General features: G+C 34.3%; 17 protein-coding genes. 16 read left to right on the forward strand and 1 reads right to left on the reverse strand.

The window, feature by feature from the left end:
* Positions 1-60: 60 nt before the first annotated feature.
* Both CLV73_RS15870 and topA read left to right on the forward strand, forming a co-directional pair.
* Complete coding sequence (locus CLV73_RS15870) at positions 61-1,215, forward strand: hypothetical protein (protein ID WP_100377829.1); 1,155 nt, start codon at positions 61-63, stop codon at positions 1,213-1,215.
* A gap of 48 nt (positions 1,216-1,263) precedes the next feature.
* Complete coding sequence (gene topA, locus CLV73_RS15875; RefSeq protein WP_100377830.1) at positions 1,264-3,840, forward strand: type I DNA topoisomerase; 2,577 nt, start codon at positions 1,264-1,266, stop codon at positions 3,838-3,840.
* 55 nt (positions 3,841-3,895) lie between these two features.
* On the opposite strand, the gene CLV73_RS15880 is transcribed toward topA, so the two are convergent.
* A complete protein-coding gene (locus CLV73_RS15880; protein ID WP_100377831.1) occupies positions 3,896-4,363 on the reverse strand; it encodes an SH2 domain-containing protein in 468 nt (155 codons plus the stop codon).
* A 114-nt stretch (positions 4,364-4,477) separates the two neighbouring features.
* Between CLV73_RS15880 and CLV73_RS15885 the strand changes: the two genes are divergently transcribed.
* The 14 genes from CLV73_RS15885 to CLV73_RS15950 all read left to right on the forward strand — a co-directional run bounded on the left by CLV73_RS15885 (position 4,478) and on the right by CLV73_RS15950 (position 20,044).
* Complete coding sequence (locus CLV73_RS15885; RefSeq protein WP_100377832.1) at positions 4,478-5,566, forward strand: glycoside hydrolase family protein; 1,089 nt, start codon at positions 4,478-4,480, stop codon at positions 5,564-5,566.
* A gap of 113 nt (positions 5,567-5,679) precedes the next feature.
* Entirely contained in the window at positions 5,680-6,750 is a 1,071-nt protein-coding gene (locus CLV73_RS15890; protein WP_100377833.1) for a formimidoylglutamase, read from the forward strand.
* A gap of 3 nt (positions 6,751-6,753) precedes the next feature.
* Complete coding sequence (locus tag CLV73_RS15895; protein WP_100377834.1) at positions 6,754-7,755, forward strand: glycosyltransferase family 2 protein; 1,002 nt, start codon at positions 6,754-6,756, stop codon at positions 7,753-7,755.
* Positions 7,756-7,846: 91 nt separating this feature from the next.
* Entirely contained in the window at positions 7,847-8,968 is a 1,122-nt protein-coding gene (locus CLV73_RS15900; protein ID WP_100377835.1) for a glycosyltransferase family 4 protein, read from the forward strand.
* 35 nt (positions 8,969-9,003) lie between these two features.
* The gene (locus tag CLV73_RS15905; RefSeq protein WP_100377836.1) at positions 9,004-9,864 is read left to right on the forward strand and encodes a polysaccharide biosynthesis/export family protein; all 861 of its coding nucleotides are present in this window, start codon (positions 9,004-9,006) and stop codon (positions 9,862-9,864) included.
* Between the two features lie 2 nt (positions 9,865-9,866).
* Positions 9,867-12,362: an exopolysaccharide transport family protein gene (locus CLV73_RS15910; RefSeq protein ID WP_100377837.1), complete on the forward strand. Its 2,496-nt coding sequence runs from the start codon at positions 9,867-9,869 to the stop codon at positions 12,360-12,362.
* Between the two features lie 209 nt (positions 12,363-12,571).
* Positions 12,572-13,462, forward strand: a complete 891-nt coding sequence (porG, locus tag CLV73_RS15915) for a type IX secretion system protein PorG (protein ID WP_100377838.1) — start codon at positions 12,572-12,574, stop codon at positions 13,460-13,462.
* Positions 13,463-13,469: 7 nt separating this feature from the next.
* On the forward strand, positions 13,470-14,219 hold the full coding sequence (gene uppS, locus CLV73_RS15920; RefSeq protein WP_100377839.1) for a polyprenyl diphosphate synthase: 750 nt from the start codon (positions 13,470-13,472) through the stop codon (positions 14,217-14,219).
* Between the two features lie 30 nt (positions 14,220-14,249).
* On the forward strand, positions 14,250-16,787 hold the full coding sequence (gene bamA, locus CLV73_RS15925; RefSeq protein WP_100377840.1) for an outer membrane protein assembly factor BamA: 2,538 nt from the start codon (positions 14,250-14,252) through the stop codon (positions 16,785-16,787).
* 4 nt (positions 16,788-16,791) lie between these two features.
* Positions 16,792-17,331, forward strand: coding sequence for an OmpH family outer membrane protein (locus tag CLV73_RS15930; RefSeq protein ID WP_100377841.1), 540 nt, complete (start codon positions 16,792-16,794; stop codon positions 17,329-17,331).
* A gap of 91 nt (positions 17,332-17,422) precedes the next feature.
* Positions 17,423-17,926 (forward strand): OmpH family outer membrane protein, encoded by a 504-nt coding sequence (locus CLV73_RS15935; protein ID WP_100377842.1) that lies wholly within the window; start codon positions 17,423-17,425, stop codon positions 17,924-17,926.
* Between the two features lie 69 nt (positions 17,927-17,995).
* Positions 17,996-18,481 carry an acyl-CoA thioesterase gene (locus tag CLV73_RS15940; RefSeq protein ID WP_100377843.1) on the forward strand — a complete coding sequence of 162 codons (486 nt, stop codon included), beginning with the start codon at positions 17,996-17,998 and terminating at the stop codon, positions 18,479-18,481.
* Positions 18,482-18,486: 5 nt separating this feature from the next.
* Complete coding sequence (rfbD, locus tag CLV73_RS15945) at positions 18,487-19,347, forward strand: dTDP-4-dehydrorhamnose reductase (protein ID WP_100377844.1); 861 nt, start codon at positions 18,487-18,489, stop codon at positions 19,345-19,347.
* Positions 19,348-19,357: 10 nt separating this feature from the next.
* Entirely contained in the window at positions 19,358-20,044 is a 687-nt protein-coding gene (locus tag CLV73_RS15950) for a hypothetical protein (protein ID WP_100377845.1), read from the forward strand.
* Positions 20,045-20,354 lie beyond the last annotated feature (310 nt).

The raw sequence follows: 20,354 nt of genomic DNA on the forward strand, positions 1-20,354 counted from the left end.
ATGTATAATTAAAAATAAAATGCTGTATGTTTCTTTTTTTTTGTGGAAATTTCCTAAGTAATGACAGTGCTAGAAAAATTGATCTCTCGTTTCAATAGTAAGATTTTTATTTATTTTCTCGTTGCAATAACAGCAATCTATACGCTGGTTTTTACTTTTTTGCATAATCTCCGGTCAGATGGCTATATTTTAGGAGACTGGCTGGTAAATTATCAGGACGGAGGTTTTAAAAGAAGAGGACTTTCCGGAAGTTTCTTTTTCATTTTGCAGGACTTTACAGGAATAAAACTGAATATTTTGGTGTATTGTTTTCAGTTTACGGTTATTTCTCTGTTCTTTTACTATTATTTTAAACTTATACAATATAAAGAAGCAACCTTCCTATATCTTTCCCTGCTGCTTTCTTCAATAGGTTTTGTTGGTTTGTTAAATTGTGTCGATTACGTCGGAAAAAAAGAATTCATTGTCTTCTTTTTATTTGCATTCTTTGTCTATTTAACAGATCATAACAAGCTTACCAGGATCCGGGAATGGGGATTTTCTATTGCTCTTTTTGTATCCGCCTTACTTCATGAAGTTACCTTGTTTTTTATCCCGTATTTTCTGATAACACTATATCTGAAATCTGGAAAGCTAGAAATTGCAAGATATTTAAAATATATTCTCGCGGTTTTTATTCCGGCTGTTTTGCTTTTGCTTTTTGGAAAGGAGATTAATGAGGGGCAATCTTTGAATATTTTAAAAGAAAGAGGAGTCGTATTCACCAGAGGAATATTTTTTTGGGATATAGATGAAAGACAGTATATCTTACATCATTTTAATGAATATAAACTGTATTTTTTAAGTTTAGGAATAAGCATTTTTCATATTGCATTTTATTTAAAATATTTAGCGGAACGAAAAATAATATCCATCCTCCTGATAGGAGCTTTTTTATTTTCCCTGCCTCTTTTTTATCTGGCAATCGATTGGGGAAGATGGATGTATATTCATATGATGTTTATCATCATTCTTTTTGGTCTGTTACTGAAAAAAACGAACTCAGCATATAGTTCAGAAACAATAATTATTAATAAAAAATTTTATGTAACGCTGCTTATTATAGTTATCTCACTCATTTATCGTGTAGAGATGTCGGGAAGAGGTTTTACATTCGAAGGGTTGTTCTACAGGATATGTATAGCGCCACTGGATTTATTAAATAAAATGCTCTAAGCAGACCTATATAATAAAAAAGCTTTACTTTTGCAAAAAATTTTTAGAATGTCGAAAAATTTAGTAATCGTCGAATCACCGGCAAAAGCAAAAACTATTCAGAAGTATTTAGGTAAGGATTTTGAAGTGAAATCCAGTTTCGGACATATCCGGGATTTGCCTAAAAAAGGAATGGGGATTGACTTAGCTACCTTCAGTCCCGATTACGAAGTTTCTGCTGACAAGAAAAAATTGGTAACAGAATTGAAAGCCGCGGTGAAAAAAGCCGAAATGGTTTGGCTGGCTTCCGATGAAGACCGCGAAGGAGAGGCTATTGCATGGCACTTGGCGGAAGAACTGAAACTGAAGCCGGAAAACAGGAAAAGAATTGTCTTCCATGAAATTACTAAAAATGCCATTCTAAAATCGATTGAAAATCCGAGAGATATAGACCAGAACCTGGTAAATGCACAACAAGCGAGAAGGGTTTTGGATAGAATCGTAGGTTTCGAAATGTCTCCGGTGCTTTGGAAAAAAGTAAAACCGGGATTATCTGCAGGAAGAGTACAATCGGTTGCGGTAAGATTAATTGTTGAAAGAGAAAAAGAAATCCGTGAATTCGTGCCTAAAGCAAGCTTTAAACTGGACGGAATTTTCTTAAATAAAGCTGCACAGGAAATTTCAGCAAAGCTTAAAAAAGATTTTGATAAAGAAGAAGATGCGGAAAAATTCCTGGAACAAGCGAGAACTACTGAATTTAAAGTTCTAAACGTTGAAACCAAGCCAGGAACACGTTCTGCTTCTGCGCCATTTACGACTTCTACTTTGCAGCAGGAAGCTTCTTCAAGATTAGGATATAATGTGACCAACACCATGCGTCTTGCACAAAGACTGTATGAAGAAGGATATATTACCTATATGAGGACGGACTCGGTAAACCTTTCCCAGGAAGCTATCGAAGGTGCAAAAAAACAAATCATCTCAGAATACGGAGCAGCATATTCTTCACCAAGAAACTATACCACTAAATCTGCTTCAGCTCAGGAAGCTCACGAAGCGATTCGTCCGACAGATTTTGCCGTGACGAGTATCGGAGATGCTCAGTTAAACAGATTATACCAGTTAATTTATAGAAGAACACTGGCTTCTCAAATGGCCAATGCTAAAATTGAGAAAACAGTAATTGAAATCGGAAATGCAAAACTTCCCCAGCATTTTGAAGCACAGGGTGAAGTGATCATTTTTGATGGTTTCTTAAAAGCTTACGGAATTGTAAAAACGGAAGATGATGATGAAGAAAACAACGAAAAATTACTTCCGAAAGTAAGCGTTGGAGAAATTTTAGACTATAAAAAAATTACCGCAACAGAAAAATTCACAAGGCCAAGCGCAAGATATACAGAAGCAGGACTGGTAAGAAAATTAGAAGAATTGGGAATCGGCCGTCCGTCTACTTATGCACCGACCATTCAGACCATTCAAAACCGTGAATATGTTGATAAAAGAGAAATTGAGCCGCAAACGAGAGAAGTGGTAAAAATTTCTTTGGCAAAAGATAAAATTAAAAAAGAAGTCCTTGAAGAGAAATTCGGCGGGGATAAAAATAAGTTCGTTCCAACGGACACCGGAGAAGTGGTAAGTGATTTCTTAACAGATAACTTTAAAGAAATCTTAGATTACGGATTCACGGCAAGAGTAGAAGAAAGTTTCGATGAAATTGCCAACGGTGATCAGAAATGGAAAGAAATGATGACTGATTTCTACTCAAAATTCCATCCTAGAATTGAAGATGTAGAAGAACATGCAGAAAGAGCAACTGGAGACCGACTTTTGGGTGTTGATCCTAAAACCGGTAAAAATGTTCACGCAAGAATCGGAAGATTCGGGGCGATGATCCAGATCGGAGAAACGGATGATGAAGAAAAACCAATTTTCGCATCATTAATGGCGGGACAGAATATTGCAACCATCACTTTTGAAGAAGCTCTGGAACTATTCAAGCTTCCATTCGATTTAAATGAAGTTGACGGACAGCCTGTTTCGGTGGGGGTTGGAAGATTCGGACCTTATGTGAAGTGGGGTGAAACGTTCATCAGCATTCCAAAAGGAGAAGATCCGCTTTCAGTAGATCAGAAACGTGCGGAAGAGATCATCAATGAAAAGAAAGTTGCGGATGCTCCAATTGCTACCTACAAAGGGGAGCCTGTAACGAAAGGAACGGGAAGATTCGGACCTTTTATCAAATATCAAAGCATTTTCGTAAACGTTCCGAAGAGATATGATTTTGAAAATCTTTCTCAAAGTGATATCAATGAATTGATCGATGCTAAATTAGAAAAAGAAGCTAACAGATATATCCAACAGTGGGAAAAAGAAAAAATCTCCATTGAAAACGGAAGATGGGGACCTTTCATCAAGTTCGGAAAAGCAATGTTCAAGATTCCGAAAAAAGCAGATGATACCAAATATGAGAGTGAAGAATTGAAAGGCATTTCTCTTGATGAGGTTAAAAAATGGATTACTGATCAGGATCCGAAAGCTTTTGCCGAGAAAAAGAAGCCTGCTGCGAAGAAAGCTACAACAACTAAGAAAGCTGCGACAACAGCAAAAAAACCTGCGGTTAAGAAACCTGCAGCTAAAAAATAAAGAATTTTAGTTTTAAACTTGAAATATGAAAGCACAGATCAAAATCTGTGCTTTTTTATTCATTGTTTTTCTGTTTTCTTGTTTGTGAATAGAAAGAAAAAATTCCAGCTAAAGAAACAATAAACATAAATATTCTATCAAATAGTTTTTCAGAAGAAAGGTCTTTCAATATAAAGGATTGGGAATTGTTTATCGTAAATATAGAACTATTTGAATCTTTATTAATGACAGAATCTACTGTAATTTTTCCTATTTCTTCTTTGTTCTCAATTAAAACAGGATATTGGTTATTATCTTTTAATTTTATCCCTAAATATTTACTTAAATAATTTCCTGGCTTATAATGTATCTCATTGATTCCGACTATAATTTGGTTGTTGATTTTTGTAGATTTAAATGCGTCTAATTTCTTTTCTATCTCCCAGTAAGCATAGATTGGTTCTAATTGACAAATAAGAATTATAATTAGTGATGTAATTATTAAAGTTGTATTTCTTTTTAAATAAAATATAATTGATTCCATACTATCCAAATATAATAATTCTGTTTAATAGAATCCAGTTTTAGTTTAACGACCCGCAAACCGCAGGACACTGCTTATATCCGTTTCTTCTAAATTAGCTTTCAAATAAATGCAATGGAAAAACCTTTCACCCGCAAAGAATTTCTGCAAACTTCAGCTTTAGGAATGGCGGCCGTATTTTTCGGATCATCATTTACAGGTTTATTATCCTCAGAAGATAAACCTTATTTCAATTTGAAACCAATCGGGCGTTCATTACAGCTTGAAGGATATTATATCTGGTGCAGTTCTCCGATTTGGGGTGAAGACGGAAAAGTTCATCTTTTTTATTCCCGATGGAAAAAAGAAAAAGGAATGGGAGGCTGGCTCAACGGTTCTGAAATTTGTCGTGCAGAAGCCAATTCTCCATTTGATAAATTTGAACATAAACAAGTCATTCTGGCGCCAAGAGGTGAAGGTTTTTGGGATGCAACGACCTGTCATAATCCATTAATTAAAAAAGTCGGAGATCAGTATTTACTGTTTTTTATGGGGAATTCCAATGGGAAAACGAATACCAAGAGAATTGGATTGGCAACCTCAAAAAGTCTTGACGGAGACTGGACAAGACCTGATCAACCGTTACTTCTTCCTGGAAAAGAAGGTTCGTGGGACGATCATTGTACGACAAACCCGGCTTTTGTAAAAGGAAATGACGGAAAATATTGGCTGTTTTACAAATCCTGGAACACTCATGAATACGAGACGCAGAAAGGCCCAATCCGTGGGAATAGAAAATACGGACTGGCAAAATCGGATTCTCCATTGGGGCCTTATAAAAAAGTATCAGAAAACCCTGTGATAGATTTTTCATCATTACCGAATAATGTTCAGCTGGAAGATGCATTTGTCTGGAAACAGAAAGGGAAATATCACATGGTTGCCCGTGATATGGGATTTTTCAACCATGAGTTTGGGTTGCATTTAACCACAAAAGACGGAATCCACTGGACAAAACCTGAAATTGCTTATCTGAATATGAAAAGCTATGTCAACGAACCAACGCCTCCGAAAAATTTAAACCGATTCGGAAGATTAGAACGGCCAATGATTTTGCTGGATAAAGATGGAGAAACGCCGAGGTTTTTATTCGGGGCAACGCAAGGTGGCGAATTTGAAACATCTACAACTTTTGTTTTTGAAATAATGAGTTCTAAAAATTAGAATGGATTATACAAATTGCTGAAAATTTGTTGCTGTTTTTTAGAATAAAAATGTGACAGGATTTTAAGTTGATGAGGTTTTTTGTAAGTTTGTGGAACTAATGCGGATTATACATGAACTTCGAAGATTTTATCATTTCACCAAGAAATTTCAAAACGGAAAGCTGGCAAATAGGAAATAAGATTACCAAAGACATCAAGGAAGACAGTATTGTTCTTCTTTTTGTTTCGGATTACAGGGGAGCGAATGGGGATGCCGAAGTGCAGGATTTTACAGGAATCAGAAAAGAATTTTATAAGCTTTCGCAACTGGATTTTGAAATTCCGGTTGTGGATCTTGGGGATTTGGTTTCGGGAAAATCCGTTCAGGATTCTCATTATATCTTACAGGAAGTGTTATCGGCTTGTCATTATAAAAGAGCGATTCCCGTAATTGTAGGGGGCTCGAATGATTTTGCATTTTCTCTTTTTTCTGCATTAAACTTTCATACAAAAAATATTAATTATACTCAGATCAGTAATATTATTTCGCTGAAGCAAGGGGAGATGATCAACGAACATACTTTTTTGAGTAAAATTTTCGGTGCCAAGAATTTTTCCATTAAAAATTATCATCATTTAGGGTATCAAAAACATTTAAATGAGGTAGATTCTGTAAGATTAATTAAAGAAGTGGAGTTTGATATTATCCGTCTTGCTGAAATGATGAATTCCACAGAAAAAACAGAACCTTTCTTCAGAAAAGCGGACTTAGTGACGGTGAATTGTGATGCAATAGAAAGTTTCAGTGAGCCTTTTTCAATGAATCCACAGGTGAATGGCCTGAACAGAAGAGAAATCTGTGCTTATATGAAGGAGATCGGCTTGAGTGAAAACCTGAAATCCGTAGGAATCTTTAATTACAATATTTATTCTGAAAATCAGCTGAATCACCAGCTTTTGGCACAAATGATCTGGTATCTGATTGAAGGAATTAATATTCAAAAGTCTCATCCCAAAGAAAGGCATTACGAAGTGTTTTATGTATTGGTGGATGACAGGCAATATGCTTTCAAGCGTGATACTTTCAGTAACCTTTGGTATTTTGGAGAGGATGAAAATATAGAAAACTGTATTCCTTGTTCAAGAAAAGATTTTGATGAAGCCAAAAGAGGCTGGCTGAATACTCGGCTTACGAAAATTTAATCTATGAAAAACGTTCCCTCAAAAATTTCCATCATTGTTCCTGTTTATAATGTCGAAAATTATTTGGCAAAATGTCTGGACTCTTTGGTGAATCAAACCTATCAGAATATTGAGATTTTGGTAGTGAATGATGGAAGTACGGATGATTCAGGGAAAATTATTAACGATTTTTCGGTAAAATTTCCGGAAAAGATTAAATCTTTTTATAAAAAAAACGGTGGACTAAGTGACGCCCGAAATGTTGGGATTGATAAAGCAACCGGAGACTATATAGGCTTTGTGGATAGTGATGACTATGTTCTGGAAACCATGTTTGAAGAAATGCTTAGTCTTGCAGAAAAGCATTCCGCTGAAATGGTAATCTGCAATATTCAGAAAGTGGATGAGAGAGGAAATGTTATTCAAAAGCTGACGCAGATTCCCAATATGCCCGAAAAAATAGATCTTGAAACCCATTTTTCTGTTTTTTCGGATATAAGTTACTTTGCATGCAATAAATTATTTAAAAAAGAACTTTTCGAAACCAAAAGATTTAAACAAGGAATTTCTTTTGAAGATATTCAGCTGATTCCGCAATTGCTTTTGGAGTGTAAAACGATTGCCCAAACCCAACATTTTCATTATCAGTACCTGGAGCGACAGAATTCGATCTCAAAAACCCATACTGAAAAAGGACTGGATATTCTTCAGGCTGTTGAGGACGTAGAAGTTGCTTTTGAAAAATCCATATATTCTCATAAGAGAAAAGAGCTTAAAAACTTTCATATTTTGGAAGGTATTTATACCTTTCTGGCTTACCTGGCTTTTGTAAAAGATGAGAACTCATTTTATGAAATGAGTGATAAGCTTGATGTTTTCAGGAAAAAAAAGGGAGTTAAAATTAAAGATATATTGAGTTATAGTCGTTTTGATAGAAATTATATTTTATCTTTGTCTGTAAAGAAGAAAATTTTTTATCTGTTGTTTTTTGCTGGGCAGAAAAAGCTGATAAGGAAATTAGTATAAACACAAATGCAGGCGAAGTAATAATTAGATTGCGAATCAAGATTAAATCTTATTTGATTCTTTAACACTGTAAATGCCTGAACAATAAAGAATGCAGAGTTTTGAGCTGTTCTTAGTGGGAAAAGGAATTTCTATTTTTTACGTAAAAATAGGGTTAGGTTTCTTGTTTTCTTTTTTAATTACTTTTTTTTCCATTCCTACCATCATAAAAATTTCCAGAAGAAAAAATTTAATGGACGAACCGGGAATCAGGAGTTCTCACCTGAGAAAGATTCCGAACCTTGGAGGAGCTGCTATATTTTATTCTATCGGAGTCTGTGCCTCTATTTTTGCTTATGAGCTTTTCGAGCTTTATAAGTTTTTATTTGCATCACTGGTTATACTGCTTTATGTTGGGATTATGGATGATATTGTAGTAATGAGGGCTTATAAGAAACTCATTGCACAAATTGTGGTGTCATCATTGATTGTGATCGGGTCGGATATAAGAATCAGAAGCCTTTTCGGGATTTGTGGTATTTATGAAATTAACTACTATGTGAGTGTAGTTTTCAGTATACTTACATTTATTGTGCTCATTAATGCATTCAACCTGATTGACGGAATTGATGGGCTGGCCGGAGGCTATTCCCTGATATGCAGTGCTCTATTCGGAATCAGTTATTATCGGCTGGGAGAATATAATTATCCTTTGGTTGTTTTTTCTGCTGTCATTGTGGGGTCAGTTTTGGCATTTTTATATTATAATCTATCCAATTACAGGGCTACCAAGATATTTATGGGAGATACAGGATCTATGCTGTTAGGATTTCTGCTTGCATTTACCAGTATTTGCTTTATAGATATTTTTATTGATAAGACAGATCCTGCTGTACCTCGTTATCATCTGCCTGCAGCTCCTGCTGTGGCTGTTGCAATTCTTATTTTACCCATTGTAGATACTCTAAACGTTATGATTGTAAGGCTGATTAATGGGAAATCTCTGTTTAAGGCTGATAAAAACCATATCCACCATAAGCTTTTAAGACTTGGTCTTACCCACAGAAGATCTACTTTTTATATTATTTCTTACTATCTTTTCATAATAATTATTGCAAATTACCTAAGACATATCAATGTAGGCCTGTTGTTGATTATTGTTTTGTGTTTAGGGTTTATTGGTGCATATTTACCAAATTTTGTATACTATTTAAGAAATAATGTAAAGAAATAGTTTTAATTTTTATTTTTGCAAACAACTTAAATCTGATGAAGAATTATAAAAATTTATTCCTTTTGTTACTGGCTTTTGTTATGACATCTTGTATCACTACAAAAGAAGTACGATATATGCAGCCCAATGAAAGTTTGGTTATTAATGAAGAAGGGCTTGTTCCATACAATATACCGGTATATCGAATTACCAAAAACGATATCCTTAATTTGAACATTATTACAACTCCCAAAGGAGATGCTGCTCAGTTTTACTCAACGTATAATACATCGGGAGGAGTGAATTCCGGGCAGGTTGCAAATAATGCAATGACAAGCATCAATAACACTAATGGAAGAAATGGAGGTAACCTGAATTTCTATTTTAATGGTCTTAAAGTAGATTCAAAGGGCGACATCAATGTGTTTGGAATAGGTTATATTAAAGCTGAAGGAAGAACTATTGAAGAAGTAACTCAGGAAATCCAGCTGAAGGTAAATGAAAACTTCCAGGATGGAAAATCTGAAGTGCGTTTAAATACGGACGGTATTACCTATTATATTCTTGGAGATGTAGAAACTACAGGAATTACAGGAGAAAAAGTGGCCCATAAAAATACACTTACCATTACAGAAGCTCTGGCGATGAATGGTGGTCTTAACAGAACGGTTGACAGAAAAACTATTGTGATTCATAGAAAACTTCCGGAGGGAATCAAGATTGCTAAAATAGATCTTACCCGTGAAGATGTCATGAATTCACCTTATTATTACGTTCAGAATGGTGATGAAATTTATCTGAATACAAGAGCGAAAAGCCTGAATGGTTTTGGAAAAGACCCTATACAGACTATAACAACAGGGGTTTCTCTTCTTACGACAGCTTTGTCTATCTACTTACTTATAAAAACACTGTAATCATGATTCCTGAAAAATATGTGAGTCTTGCGAAAAATGATTCCTCAAAAGATAGAAGTGGAGCTTTTTCCTTATTTGATATAGAAAATTTCATAAGAAGAATCATAAAAAACTGGTATTGGTTTGTACTGATGTTTTTTCTTGGATACAGCCTTTCCTGGGTGTATAGTAAATATTATGCACAAAATATTTATGCTTCCAATCTGTCCTTAAGTGTTTCCAACAATACGGCAAGTTATTTTACGCCTAATCAGTCTATTAACTTTATCTGGGGACAAGGAGGTAATCAGGACGGGATTTATCTTAAAAAAATGCTTTTATCCAGGTCTCATAATGAATTTCTGGTAAAAGAATTAGGCCTTTTTGTGAACTTTTCTACAAAAGGGACCTTAAAATCTACTTATTTAGATAAAAATGATTCTCCGGTCTTTTTAGAGATTGATAGAAAACATTTACAGCAGGTGAATTATCCTATTACCTTATTACCAAAGGGAAATAATTCTTATGAAGTAGTATTGCCGGAAGAAGGTCATTCAGGGAATTTATACAATTATGAGATAGAAGGCTTTCAAAATATTGCCGAATTCCCAAAACCGGCCAATAAAACAATAAAATTAAATGAATGGTATACTTCTCCTAATTTAAGATTTAAATTAGTGCCCAATCCTGTTACACCAAGCATAAAGCTGGATAATATTATTGTGAATTTAGAAACAGTAAACCAGACGGTAAACGGTATTGTTTCAACCATTAATGTTGATTTTGACAAAGAAATCAATACCATTATGATTATTACAAAAACAGGATTTAATCTGAATGGAACGGTTAACTTCCTGAACAAATCTGTGGCTGAACTTCAGAAGAAAAGACTGGCGGATAAGAATATCATTAATAAAAATACAGATGTCTATTTACAGAACAGCTTGAACGAAATCAGAAAGAAACTGGATTCGAGCGCTTCGGTACTGAACTATCTGAAGACTTCTGAAAAGCTATATGACATTAAAGACAGAGATGAAAAGTCTTTGAACAAAATAAAAGACCTGGAAGCTAAGAAAGCAGACCTTCTGAGTAAAGTAAACTCATTGAATTCTATCAGAACAACGATCGATAATCAGAACTTTGACAGAATGATCAGTACGGGAGCAGCAGGATTTGAAGACGGCTTCTTTAGTGCATCTGTATCTGAGCTTAAAGCACTCTATCTTAAAAGAAGAGAAATGGCTTCCATCTATAAGCCCAATTCTGAACCTATGATTGAAATCAACAGGCTGATTAATGAAGCTAAAGCCGGTTCGGCAAATTCTTTAAGAAGCTACTATACCCGTTATTATGATGAAATTAATAAAATTGACAGGGAAGTAGCAGAGGCAAATTCTGATCTTGTCGCTTATCCTGAAAAAGAAAGAAAATATCTTGATGCAGAAAGAGGGTATAACATGATTGAAGCTACGTATAACAGCTTGTTGGGAAGACAAAATGAAGCGCAAATGAAGGTAGCTACCAATCAATCGGATATAACGGTGATTGACCCGGCTAAAAATTTGGGACAGTTGCCTGTAGGACCCAATAAAAAAGGAACCGAGCTGGGAATTATAGGAGGTTTTTTATTTTTACCACTACTATTTATTTTTGTTGGAGAAGTTCTGGATAATAAAGTCAGAAATATTAAAGAGCTTTTAGGTGTTACCAAAATACCGTTGCTGGGAGTTATCGGAAATAATAATAACGAAAATATGCTTACTGTTCTTCAGTCTCCGAAATCTTCCGTTTCAGAAGCATTTAGAGGAATAAGAGCGAATATCAGATTTTTATTAAACGAAAACCAAAAAAGCAAGGTGATTCTGATTACTTCTTCTATTGGAGGAGAAGGAAAAACATATGTTTCGATTAATTTGGCCTCTGTATTGGGGTTAAGTGATAAGAAAACCATTTTACTTGGAATGGACTTGAGAAAACCTAAGATTTTTGGAGACTTTAATATTGATAACAAATACGGAATTTCTAATTACCTTACTGGTGAAGTGTCTATAGGCCAGATTATTAATAACACAAAGATTCCTAATTTAGATGTGGCTACTTCAGGGCCTATTCCTCCTAATCCTTCAGAACTTTTGATGAGCGTAAGAAATATTGAGTTTATTGAAAAGCTTAAGGAAATGTATGATTTTATCATTATAGATTCTCCGCCGGTGGGATTAGTAGCAGATTCCTATGAATTAATGAAATACTCTGATGCTAATATTTACGTAGTTCGTCATGAATATACCGAAAAATACATGCTTAAAATGATTACTGAGAAATACCATAATCAGGAAGTAGGAAATTTAGGACTTGTTTATAACGATTATAATACGAAGCAAGGTTATGGCTATGGTTACGGCTACGGCTATGGTTACGGCTATGGTTATGGCTATTTTGATGAAGATAAAAATTACAAAGAACCACTATTAATCAGATTAAGAAATAAAATACAGCAAATATTGGGAAAGAAGTAATATTTTAGCATGCTGTAATAAGTGAATTTTTGAAATGAATTTCTTCTTTATGCAGAAAAAGAAATATTTTGAGGACTTTGCCGTTTACTTTATAACAAATTATGTTTTTTTGTTTATTTTTAACTAAACATTAAGAATATCATTAATATAAAAATGTTTTATATTTGCAAAAATTAATTTTTAAAATAACCATAAATCCATATTCTTTTATGAATAAAAAATTATTGTTTAGCTTTCTTACCGTTATGGGAACAATGGTAAGCATGAAGGCACAAAGAAATGAATTGGGAATCCGACTGGGGATGAGTAACCTGGTAGGCGATGTAGGAAATACCAATTATATTTTACAAAAACCGTTGAGTATGGATAGGGTTTCTGATTGGGGAGTTCCGTTTTATGGTGGTTTATTATATAGATTTAATTTTAACCCTTATCAAACGGTAAGACTAGATTTGGGGTACAATCAAATTCAGTTTAGCGATAAAGCTGCTAAAGAACAATATAGAAGAAACAGAAATGCTTTTGGTAAAAATAATGTTTATGAAGCAAGCTTGAGCTTTGAATATAATTTTTTACCTGTGAATAATGAGCAGATGGGGATGCTAAGCCCTTATATTTTTGCGGGGGTAGGAGCGATAATGTATGATGCTCCGAAAACTACTCTAGTACACGATTTTAAAAGAGATGCAGACGGAGTAGCACAAGCACCGATTAATGAAGAAGACTTTACAACCACTGCAGTATATTCTACAGGAAAGAAAATAGCAATGCATGTGCCTTTTGGAGTTGGTTTGAAGTATAAATTCAACCATAACTGGGCTGTTTTTGCAGAAGCAACATTCAGATTGACACTGACAGACCAATTGGATTATAGTAAGGTTTTGCCAAAAGATGTGAAATCAACATATAATTCCGATATTTTATCTCCGGGAGGAGGTTCACTGTTAGGAACAGGAAATTATTACATTGTTTCTCAGGAAAGAGAGGCTGCTTACAAAGGAACTAGAACTATAGGAGACGGAGAATCCAGAGATTGGTTGAATACTTTTAGTTTGGGACTAACCTATTCTTTTGGAAGACCTCCGTGTTATTGTGATTAATTAAAATATGTCGTTGTTAAAAGATAAAATAGATCCCGAAAACCTCCCGCAACATGTTGCCATCATTATGGATGGAAATGGAAGATGGGCCCAGTCTCGGGGGGAAGAAAGAACATTTGGTCACAAGAATGCCATTGATGCGGTAAGAAATGCTATTAATGCTTGTAACGAAATTAATATCCCTTATTTAACCCTCTATACTTTTTCCTCGGAAAACTGGAACAGACCAGATGACGAAGTAGATACATTAATGAATTTACTTATGGAAACTTTATTGCTTGAAGCCGATGAGATTTTTAGCAAGGGGTTAAGAATGCATGTGATTGGGAATTTGGAAAAATTACCGCCACTTGTAAAAGATCAACTGTTAAGAGTTATAGAACTCACCAAAAATAATTCAAAAGGGAATCTGATTCTCGCTATTAGTTATGGTTCTCAAAATGAAATTTTGAATGCTGTAAAGGAAATCAGTACGGATGTGAAAGAGGGAAGGCTTGATGTAAATAAAATAGATGAAAAAACATTTGAGAGCTATTTATATACAAAAGATTTTCCACCGGTTGATTTAATGATTAGGACGAGTGGAGAAGTAAGAATTAGTAATTTTCTACTTTGGCAGATTGCCTATGCTGAATTACAGTTTTTAGATATACTTTGGCCAGACTTTACAAAAGAGATTTTCTTCCAGTGTATCTTAAACTATCAAAATAAGGAAAGAAGATACGGGAAAACCGGAGAACAAATAAAAGTTCAGTAAAAGAATTAAGAAAAGAAAGACTACGATAAAATGAAGTTTAGATTATTACCCATCATAATGTTTGCTGCTTCTGCACATTTTTATGGACAAGTAACACCGCAGGATAGTACAAGAGTAAACTCTTCTGTACATGCAGAAAATCAAGCAGGGACATATACATTAAAGGATATCGTCGTTGATGGGGTTAAAAAATATACACCCGCTCAAATTCTAAGATTTACAGGATTAACGAAAGGAGAGTCTGTAGATATTCCGGGGCAGAAAATCAGTTCTGCAGTAAAGAAGCTTTGGGATACCCAATCATTTTCTGAAGTGGAAGTATATGTTGAAAGTATTGAAGGAGAAACAATTGTTTTAAAATTCTATCTGCAGGATTTAAAAGAGCTTGGTGAAGTAAAATTTACGGGAAGAGGAATTGGTAAGTCTAAAAATGAGAAACTTGCTAAAGATAATAATCTGAAGCCTGGAACTAAAATTACGCAGAATTTGGTTTCAAGTTTAAAAACAAATATTCCGAAAGATTACGTTAAAAAAGGATTTGCAGATGCTAAAATTACCATTAAGGATAAAGTAAATGCAAGTGATCCTGCTTTAATAGACTGGACGATTGAAGTTGATAAAGGAAAAAGAGTCAAAATCGATCATATTGAATTTGAAGGAAACAAAAATGTTACCGATTCTAAGCTAAGGAAAAAAGCTTTCAAAGAAACGAAACAGAAAAGATTCGGGATTGGTGGGATTTTAAAATCTTCAAAATTTGTTGAGGAGAAGTATCAGGAAGATAAACAAAATCTTATCAGTTATTATAACTCTTTAGGATATAGAGATGCGGCAATTGTTTCAGACTCTGTATGGAGAAACAAAAGAAACAATTACGAGATCAATGTAAAATTGAGTGAAGGTAAACAATACTACATCGGAGATATTACTTTTACAGGGAATACGGTATTTGCAACTGAATATTTACAAAGAGTTCTAGGGTACAAGAAAGGAGATATTTACGATGCAGTAGGATTTAACAAAAAAGTAGGAGAAGACGGAGGTAAAGAAGATGATTCTGATATCAAGTCTATTTATATGAATAACGGATACTTATTCTCTAATGTAACTCCTGTTGAAAAATCGGTGGATGGAGATAAAATTAATCTTGAAATCCGTATCAACGAAGGTGAAAAAGCTACGTGGAATAAAGTAACTTGGAGTGGAAACGTAACGACTCATGACCACGTTATTCTTAGAGCTTTAGGAACGAAACCCGGAGAACTGTTCAGAAAATCTGATATCAAGAGAACCTATTTTGATCTTGCCGGGATGTCATTCTTTGACCCTCAGCAAGTAGGTCAGGATATTCAGCCAAATCCACAGGATAATACTGTTGATATCGGTTGGAAATTGGTTGAAAAAGGATCTTCACAGGTTCAGTTACAGGCTGGATACGGAGGAAATAGTTTCATTGGAACATTAGGATTAACGTTCAATAATTTCTCATTAAGGAACTTCCTTAAATTCAAGGACTTTAGACCTGTTCCTCAAGGAGACGGACAAACATTGTCTATCCAGGCACAGGCGGGACAGTATTTCCAGAACTATGGTATTTCATTTACGGAGCCATGGTTATTCGGAACAAAACCGACTGCACTTTCTGTAAGCTTGAATACCTCTAGAGTAAACTATAGTGATATGTATGGCAACTCTCAGAAATTAAATATTTTCTCCGCCTCAGTAGGACTTAACAGACGATTGAACTGGCCGGATGATTATTTCTCGTTGTATACAGGTTTACAATATCAGAAATATAAGTTTAGCAATTATCCATTTGAATTTGGTAACACTACCGAATACTATGGAAATGCAAATAACTTCAGTATAAATTTAGGATTAAGCAGAAACTCTGCAGGGATTGATCCTATTTTCCCAACAGTAGGTTCAAATGTAGAACTTACAGCTAAGTTTACACCACCATATTCATTGTTTAGTAACAAAGACTATTCAACAATGAGTCCTGTAGACAAGTATAAATGGATGGAATTTTATAAAGTAAAATTCAAAGCGGATATTTATAATGAAATTGCAGGGAAACTTGTGTTAAGATCTTCTGCCGAGATGGGATTCATGGATGGTTATAACAAAGAACTTGGTGCACCGCCTTTCGAAAGATATTATGTAGGAGGAACAGGTCTGTTCGGAGGTAGATATGATGGTAGAGAGCTTATCCCATTAAGAGGATATGAAAATGCATCTACCTACGGAGGAACAACCGAAGATATTACTCAACGAGGAGGTGGAACTATCTATAACAGATTTACTTTAGAATTGAGATATCCGATTTCAATGAGCCAGACAGCCAAAATTTATGCACTTACTTTTGCTGAAGGAGGAAATGTATGGAACTCTTGGAGTAAGTATAATCCGTTCCAGTTAAAAAGATCTGTCGGAGTTGGGGTAAGAGTATATATGGGAGCATTCGGGCTTATCGGATTTGACTTTGCTTATGGATTTGATAAAACAATCAATTCTACAGATCCTTCCGGATGGAAGACCCATTTCTTGATGAACCAATCTTTATAATAATATGAAGAACTTTAAAACCATTTTAACCGTTTTTCTTCTAATATGTTTTGGTATTTCCAATGCCCAAAAGGTAGGTGTTGTTGACACGCAGGCCATATTAGATAAGCTTCCGCAGTATAAAGAAGCAGAAGCAAGATTAAACTCACAGATTGATACTTGGCAGACTGATCTTCAAAATCTGCAGGCAGAATATGAGAAAAAAAGATCCGCTTTTGAAAACGAAAAGGTTTTATTGATAGGAGATCAGTTGAAACTTAGAGAAAAAGAAGTGATGGACTTGGATAAAAATATCAAAACAACGACTAGCTTACGTTTTGGTACCAATGGAGAAATTAGTAAACTGAGAGCCAATCTTGTCCAGCCTTTTCAGGATCAGATCTGGAATGCAATTAAGACGATGTCTGAAAAAAATGGATTGGGCATAGTTTTTGATAAAAGTAATGACGTTAATGTTATTTTCCTTCAGAAAAGGTTTGATTATACAGATAAAGTCTTGGATATTTTACTAAAAGGAACAACAGCAAAAGATAAAAAGAATTAGAATTTCCTTAAAAAGTATAATTAAATTTGTTTTGAAATTAACTTTTATTGAAATTTGCAATCTTAAAAATTAAATTATTTATTTACCAATTATGAAAAAATTAAGTGTATTATTTGCAGCAATAATGATGATTGTGTCTGTAGGTATGGCAAAAGCTCAAAAATCGGCTACTTTAAACGTTGCGGCTGTTCTTAATGCGATGCCTGAAAAAACTAAAGCAGATGCTGATCTGAAAGCATTCATCGATAGCAAGCAAGCTGAGATTAAAAAGAAAGGAGATGCTGGTCAATTAAAAGTAAAGCAATATACTGAAGAAGCTCCTAAGAAAACTGCTGAAGAAAATAAAGCAAGAGAGGCAGAATTACAAAAACTTCAGGAAGAAATTGCTCAGATGCAGGATAAAGCAATGAAAGATAGCCAGGCTAAACAAGATGCTTTATATGCTCCTATTGAAACAAAACTAAATGCTGCCATTGAAAAAGTAGCAAAAGCAAACACAATTGACTTTGTATTAGATGCTAATTCATCTGCTCTTATTTACAAAAACGGACCAGACATCACTGCAGATGTGAAAAAAGAATTAGGTCTTAAATAATTGTAGAAATTAACAAAGATTTATAAAATCAGCCACCTCTAATCGGGGTGGTTTTTTTATTTTTGCACAATGGGAAAAGAAGTATCAAAAACGGTTAAAATCCGTTTTATAGATTGTGATCCGCTTGGTCATCTTAATAATGTAAGATACTTAGATTATATGCTGAATGCAAGGGAAGATCATGTTGAGGAGTTTTATGGTTTTACTTACGAAGAATATACAAAGAAAACGGGGTGTACCTGGGTAACGATTCAGAACGAAATTGCCTATTTGAAAGAAGTAAAGTATAATACAGTTGTAGTAATCACAAGCAAAACCATAGAAATTCAAGATAGAACTTCGAAAGTTGAACTGTTGATGAAAAGTGAGGACGGAAAAACAATCTATGCTGTTTTCTGGCTTTCTGTAATTTATTTTAATGTGAAAACGAGACGTTCAGAAGTTCAACCTAAGGAACTGGTAGATATGTTTAGCAAGTATCATGTAGATCTGGAACAAAAAGATTTTCAATCCAGAGTTAAATTTTTAAGATCTCAAAACGCGAAAAACTCATAATTAAAATGAAAAAAATATTGGTTACGGGAAGTAACGGTCAACTGGGAAACTGTATAAAGCATATTGCTGAGAATTTTGAAAATAAATACGAGTTTATCTTTACAGATTCGCAAACCCTTGATGTGACAAATTCAGAACAGGTACAAAGCCTTTTTTACGATAACAAACCTGACTTTTGTATTAATGCTTCTGCGTATACTGCAGTAGATCTTGCTGAAAAAGAGCCTGAAAAAGCTTTTGCTGTAAATGCGGAAGGTGTTGCTAATATTGCAGAAGCCTGTGCCGAATTTAAAACCATTCTTATCCATGTTTCCACAGATTATGTTTTTGATGGAGAAACAAACCTGGATTATGCCGAAGATGATTTTACAAATCCAATCGGGGTTTATGGACAGTCGAAACTGAAGGGGGAAGAATTAGCTTTAGATATTAATCCCAAAACAATCATTTTAAGAACGTCTTGGTTGTATTCAGAGTTTAATAAAAACTTTGTGAAAACAATGCTGAATTTATTTTCTCAAAAAGAAGAGCTGGGAATTGTTGCAGACCAGTTTGGTCAGCCAACCAATGCTAATGATTTGGCAGAAGCAATAATGGCAATTATTGAAGCTAAAAATAAAACATTTGGTGTTTTCCACTTCTCAAATTACCCTGAAACCACTTGGTTTGAATTTGCTCAAAAAATTGCGGAATTTTCCAAATCAAATATTAAACTGAATCCACTTACAACAGAACAGTATCCAACTCCGGCAAAAAGACCGAAGAGAAGTACAATGTGTTTGGATAAAATAGAAAAAACCTATAAAATAGAACCTAAACATTGGGAAAACAGCTTGGAAGATTGTATCGGTGTTCTTTCAAAATAATAGATATTACATGAAAAATCTGTTTATAATCAGTTTCATTGCCCTTATTCAAATGGTCAGTGCTCAAAATGTTTTTCTTACTAAAGTAGAAAAGACACATCACAATACAGATCGAACTTTATTTAAAATAAATGATGAGATAAAAGAAGCGACATATCTGGGAGAAATAGAGGTACAGGGGTTTTCAAAAGACGATGCGGCTGTATTTTCATTAATATATAAAAAAGCAAAAGAAATTGGAGCCAACGCTTTTTCATTAAAGCCTTTTGAGAATATTGATGGCTCTACTCAGCCATTCAACCCTTCTAATTATAGACTTAACTTATATTTTATCTCAAGAGATAAGCTTTTAAACCAGACAGGGAATATTTATTTGTTTGCCTCTTCAGATAAAGAGCAGAAAATAAGTATTAATAAAAAAGATCTTATTCTGTCACCCAGAAGTTTTTTTGTTTTAAAACCAAAAGAGGGTGAGGTGTATGTGATTTCTACCAAAAAGCTTTTAGGTTCTACTATAAAATTAAAGCCTGCGCTTAATGATGGCAATCAATATTTTCAGATGTCTTCCACAAAAATAAAATCAGATGATTCAGGGAGAGGAGGCTTAAATCTGAAAAGCGGAGATATTGTAGGGTTAGAAAAATCCTACGCAGAATTTTTGAGTATGATATATGATGAATACAAGCAAAGTAATTAAACTTTGCTTTTTATTCTTGTTTGAGTATAATTTTCTTTCTTTTCTTTGCGTTTAATAATATTTAAAAATTCTTCTCATAGCTAATCAGTGAGTTAAGATAAAATATTACGGGAATATGAAATTTAAGTTAAATAAACTTGTTTAGTATGCATAAGAATTTCTATCTTTGCCCCACTGAAAACGAGAGGTGAGTAGGTAACGCAGAAGGGCTTTTAGATAAGCATAAAGATTAATAAAATCACTTTAGGAGATACGGGAAAAACAATCAGAAACTTTTAGAAATAAAAGTTGTGGGAGTTAAAAAATTTTG

Origin of the sequence: Chryseobacterium geocarposphaerae, from assembly GCF_002797535.1 — a bacterium.
Lineage (GTDB): Bacteria > Bacteroidota > Bacteroidia > Flavobacteriales > Weeksellaceae > Chryseobacterium > Chryseobacterium geocarposphaerae.

Coding starts and splice junctions, on each gene's coding strand:
- CLV73_RS15880 (WP_100377831.1), bottom strand. CDS start 4,363: ATGGAATCAATTATATTTTATTTAAAAAGAAATACAACTTTAATAATT.
- CLV73_RS15905 (WP_100377836.1), top strand. CDS start 9,004: ATGAAGAATTATAAAAATTTATTCCTTTTGTTACTGGCTTTTGTTATG.
- topA (WP_100377830.1), top strand. CDS start 1,264: ATGTCGAAAAATTTAGTAATCGTCGAATCACCGGCAAAAGCAAAAACT.
- rfbD (WP_100377844.1), top strand. CDS start 18,487: ATGAAAAAAATATTGGTTACGGGAAGTAACGGTCAACTGGGAAACTGT.
- CLV73_RS15950 (WP_100377845.1), top strand. CDS start 19,358: ATGAAAAATCTGTTTATAATCAGTTTCATTGCCCTTATTCAAATGGTC.
- CLV73_RS15890 (WP_100377833.1), top strand. CDS start 5,680: ATGAACTTCGAAGATTTTATCATTTCACCAAGAAATTTCAAAACGGAA.
- CLV73_RS15930 (WP_100377841.1), top strand. CDS start 16,792: ATGAAGAACTTTAAAACCATTTTAACCGTTTTTCTTCTAATATGTTTT.
- CLV73_RS15940 (WP_100377843.1), top strand. CDS start 17,996: ATGGGAAAAGAAGTATCAAAAACGGTTAAAATCCGTTTTATAGATTGT.
- uppS (WP_100377839.1), top strand. CDS start 13,470: ATGTCGTTGTTAAAAGATAAAATAGATCCCGAAAACCTCCCGCAACAT.
- CLV73_RS15870 (WP_100377829.1), top strand. CDS start 61: ATGACAGTGCTAGAAAAATTGATCTCTCGTTTCAATAGTAAGATTTTT.
- CLV73_RS15935 (WP_100377842.1), top strand. CDS start 17,423: ATGAAAAAATTAAGTGTATTATTTGCAGCAATAATGATGATTGTGTCT.
- CLV73_RS15895 (WP_100377834.1), top strand. CDS start 6,754: ATGAAAAACGTTCCCTCAAAAATTTCCATCATTGTTCCTGTTTATAAT.
- CLV73_RS15885 (WP_100377832.1), top strand. CDS start 4,478: ATGGAAAAACCTTTCACCCGCAAAGAATTTCTGCAAACTTCAGCTTTA.
- CLV73_RS15910 (WP_100377837.1), top strand. CDS start 9,867: ATGATTCCTGAAAAATATGTGAGTCTTGCGAAAAATGATTCCTCAAAA.
- bamA (WP_100377840.1), top strand. CDS start 14,250: ATGAAGTTTAGATTATTACCCATCATAATGTTTGCTGCTTCTGCACAT.
- porG (WP_100377838.1), top strand. CDS start 12,572: ATGAATAAAAAATTATTGTTTAGCTTTCTTACCGTTATGGGAACAATG.
- CLV73_RS15900 (WP_100377835.1), top strand. CDS start 7,847: ATGCAGAGTTTTGAGCTGTTCTTAGTGGGAAAAGGAATTTCTATTTTT.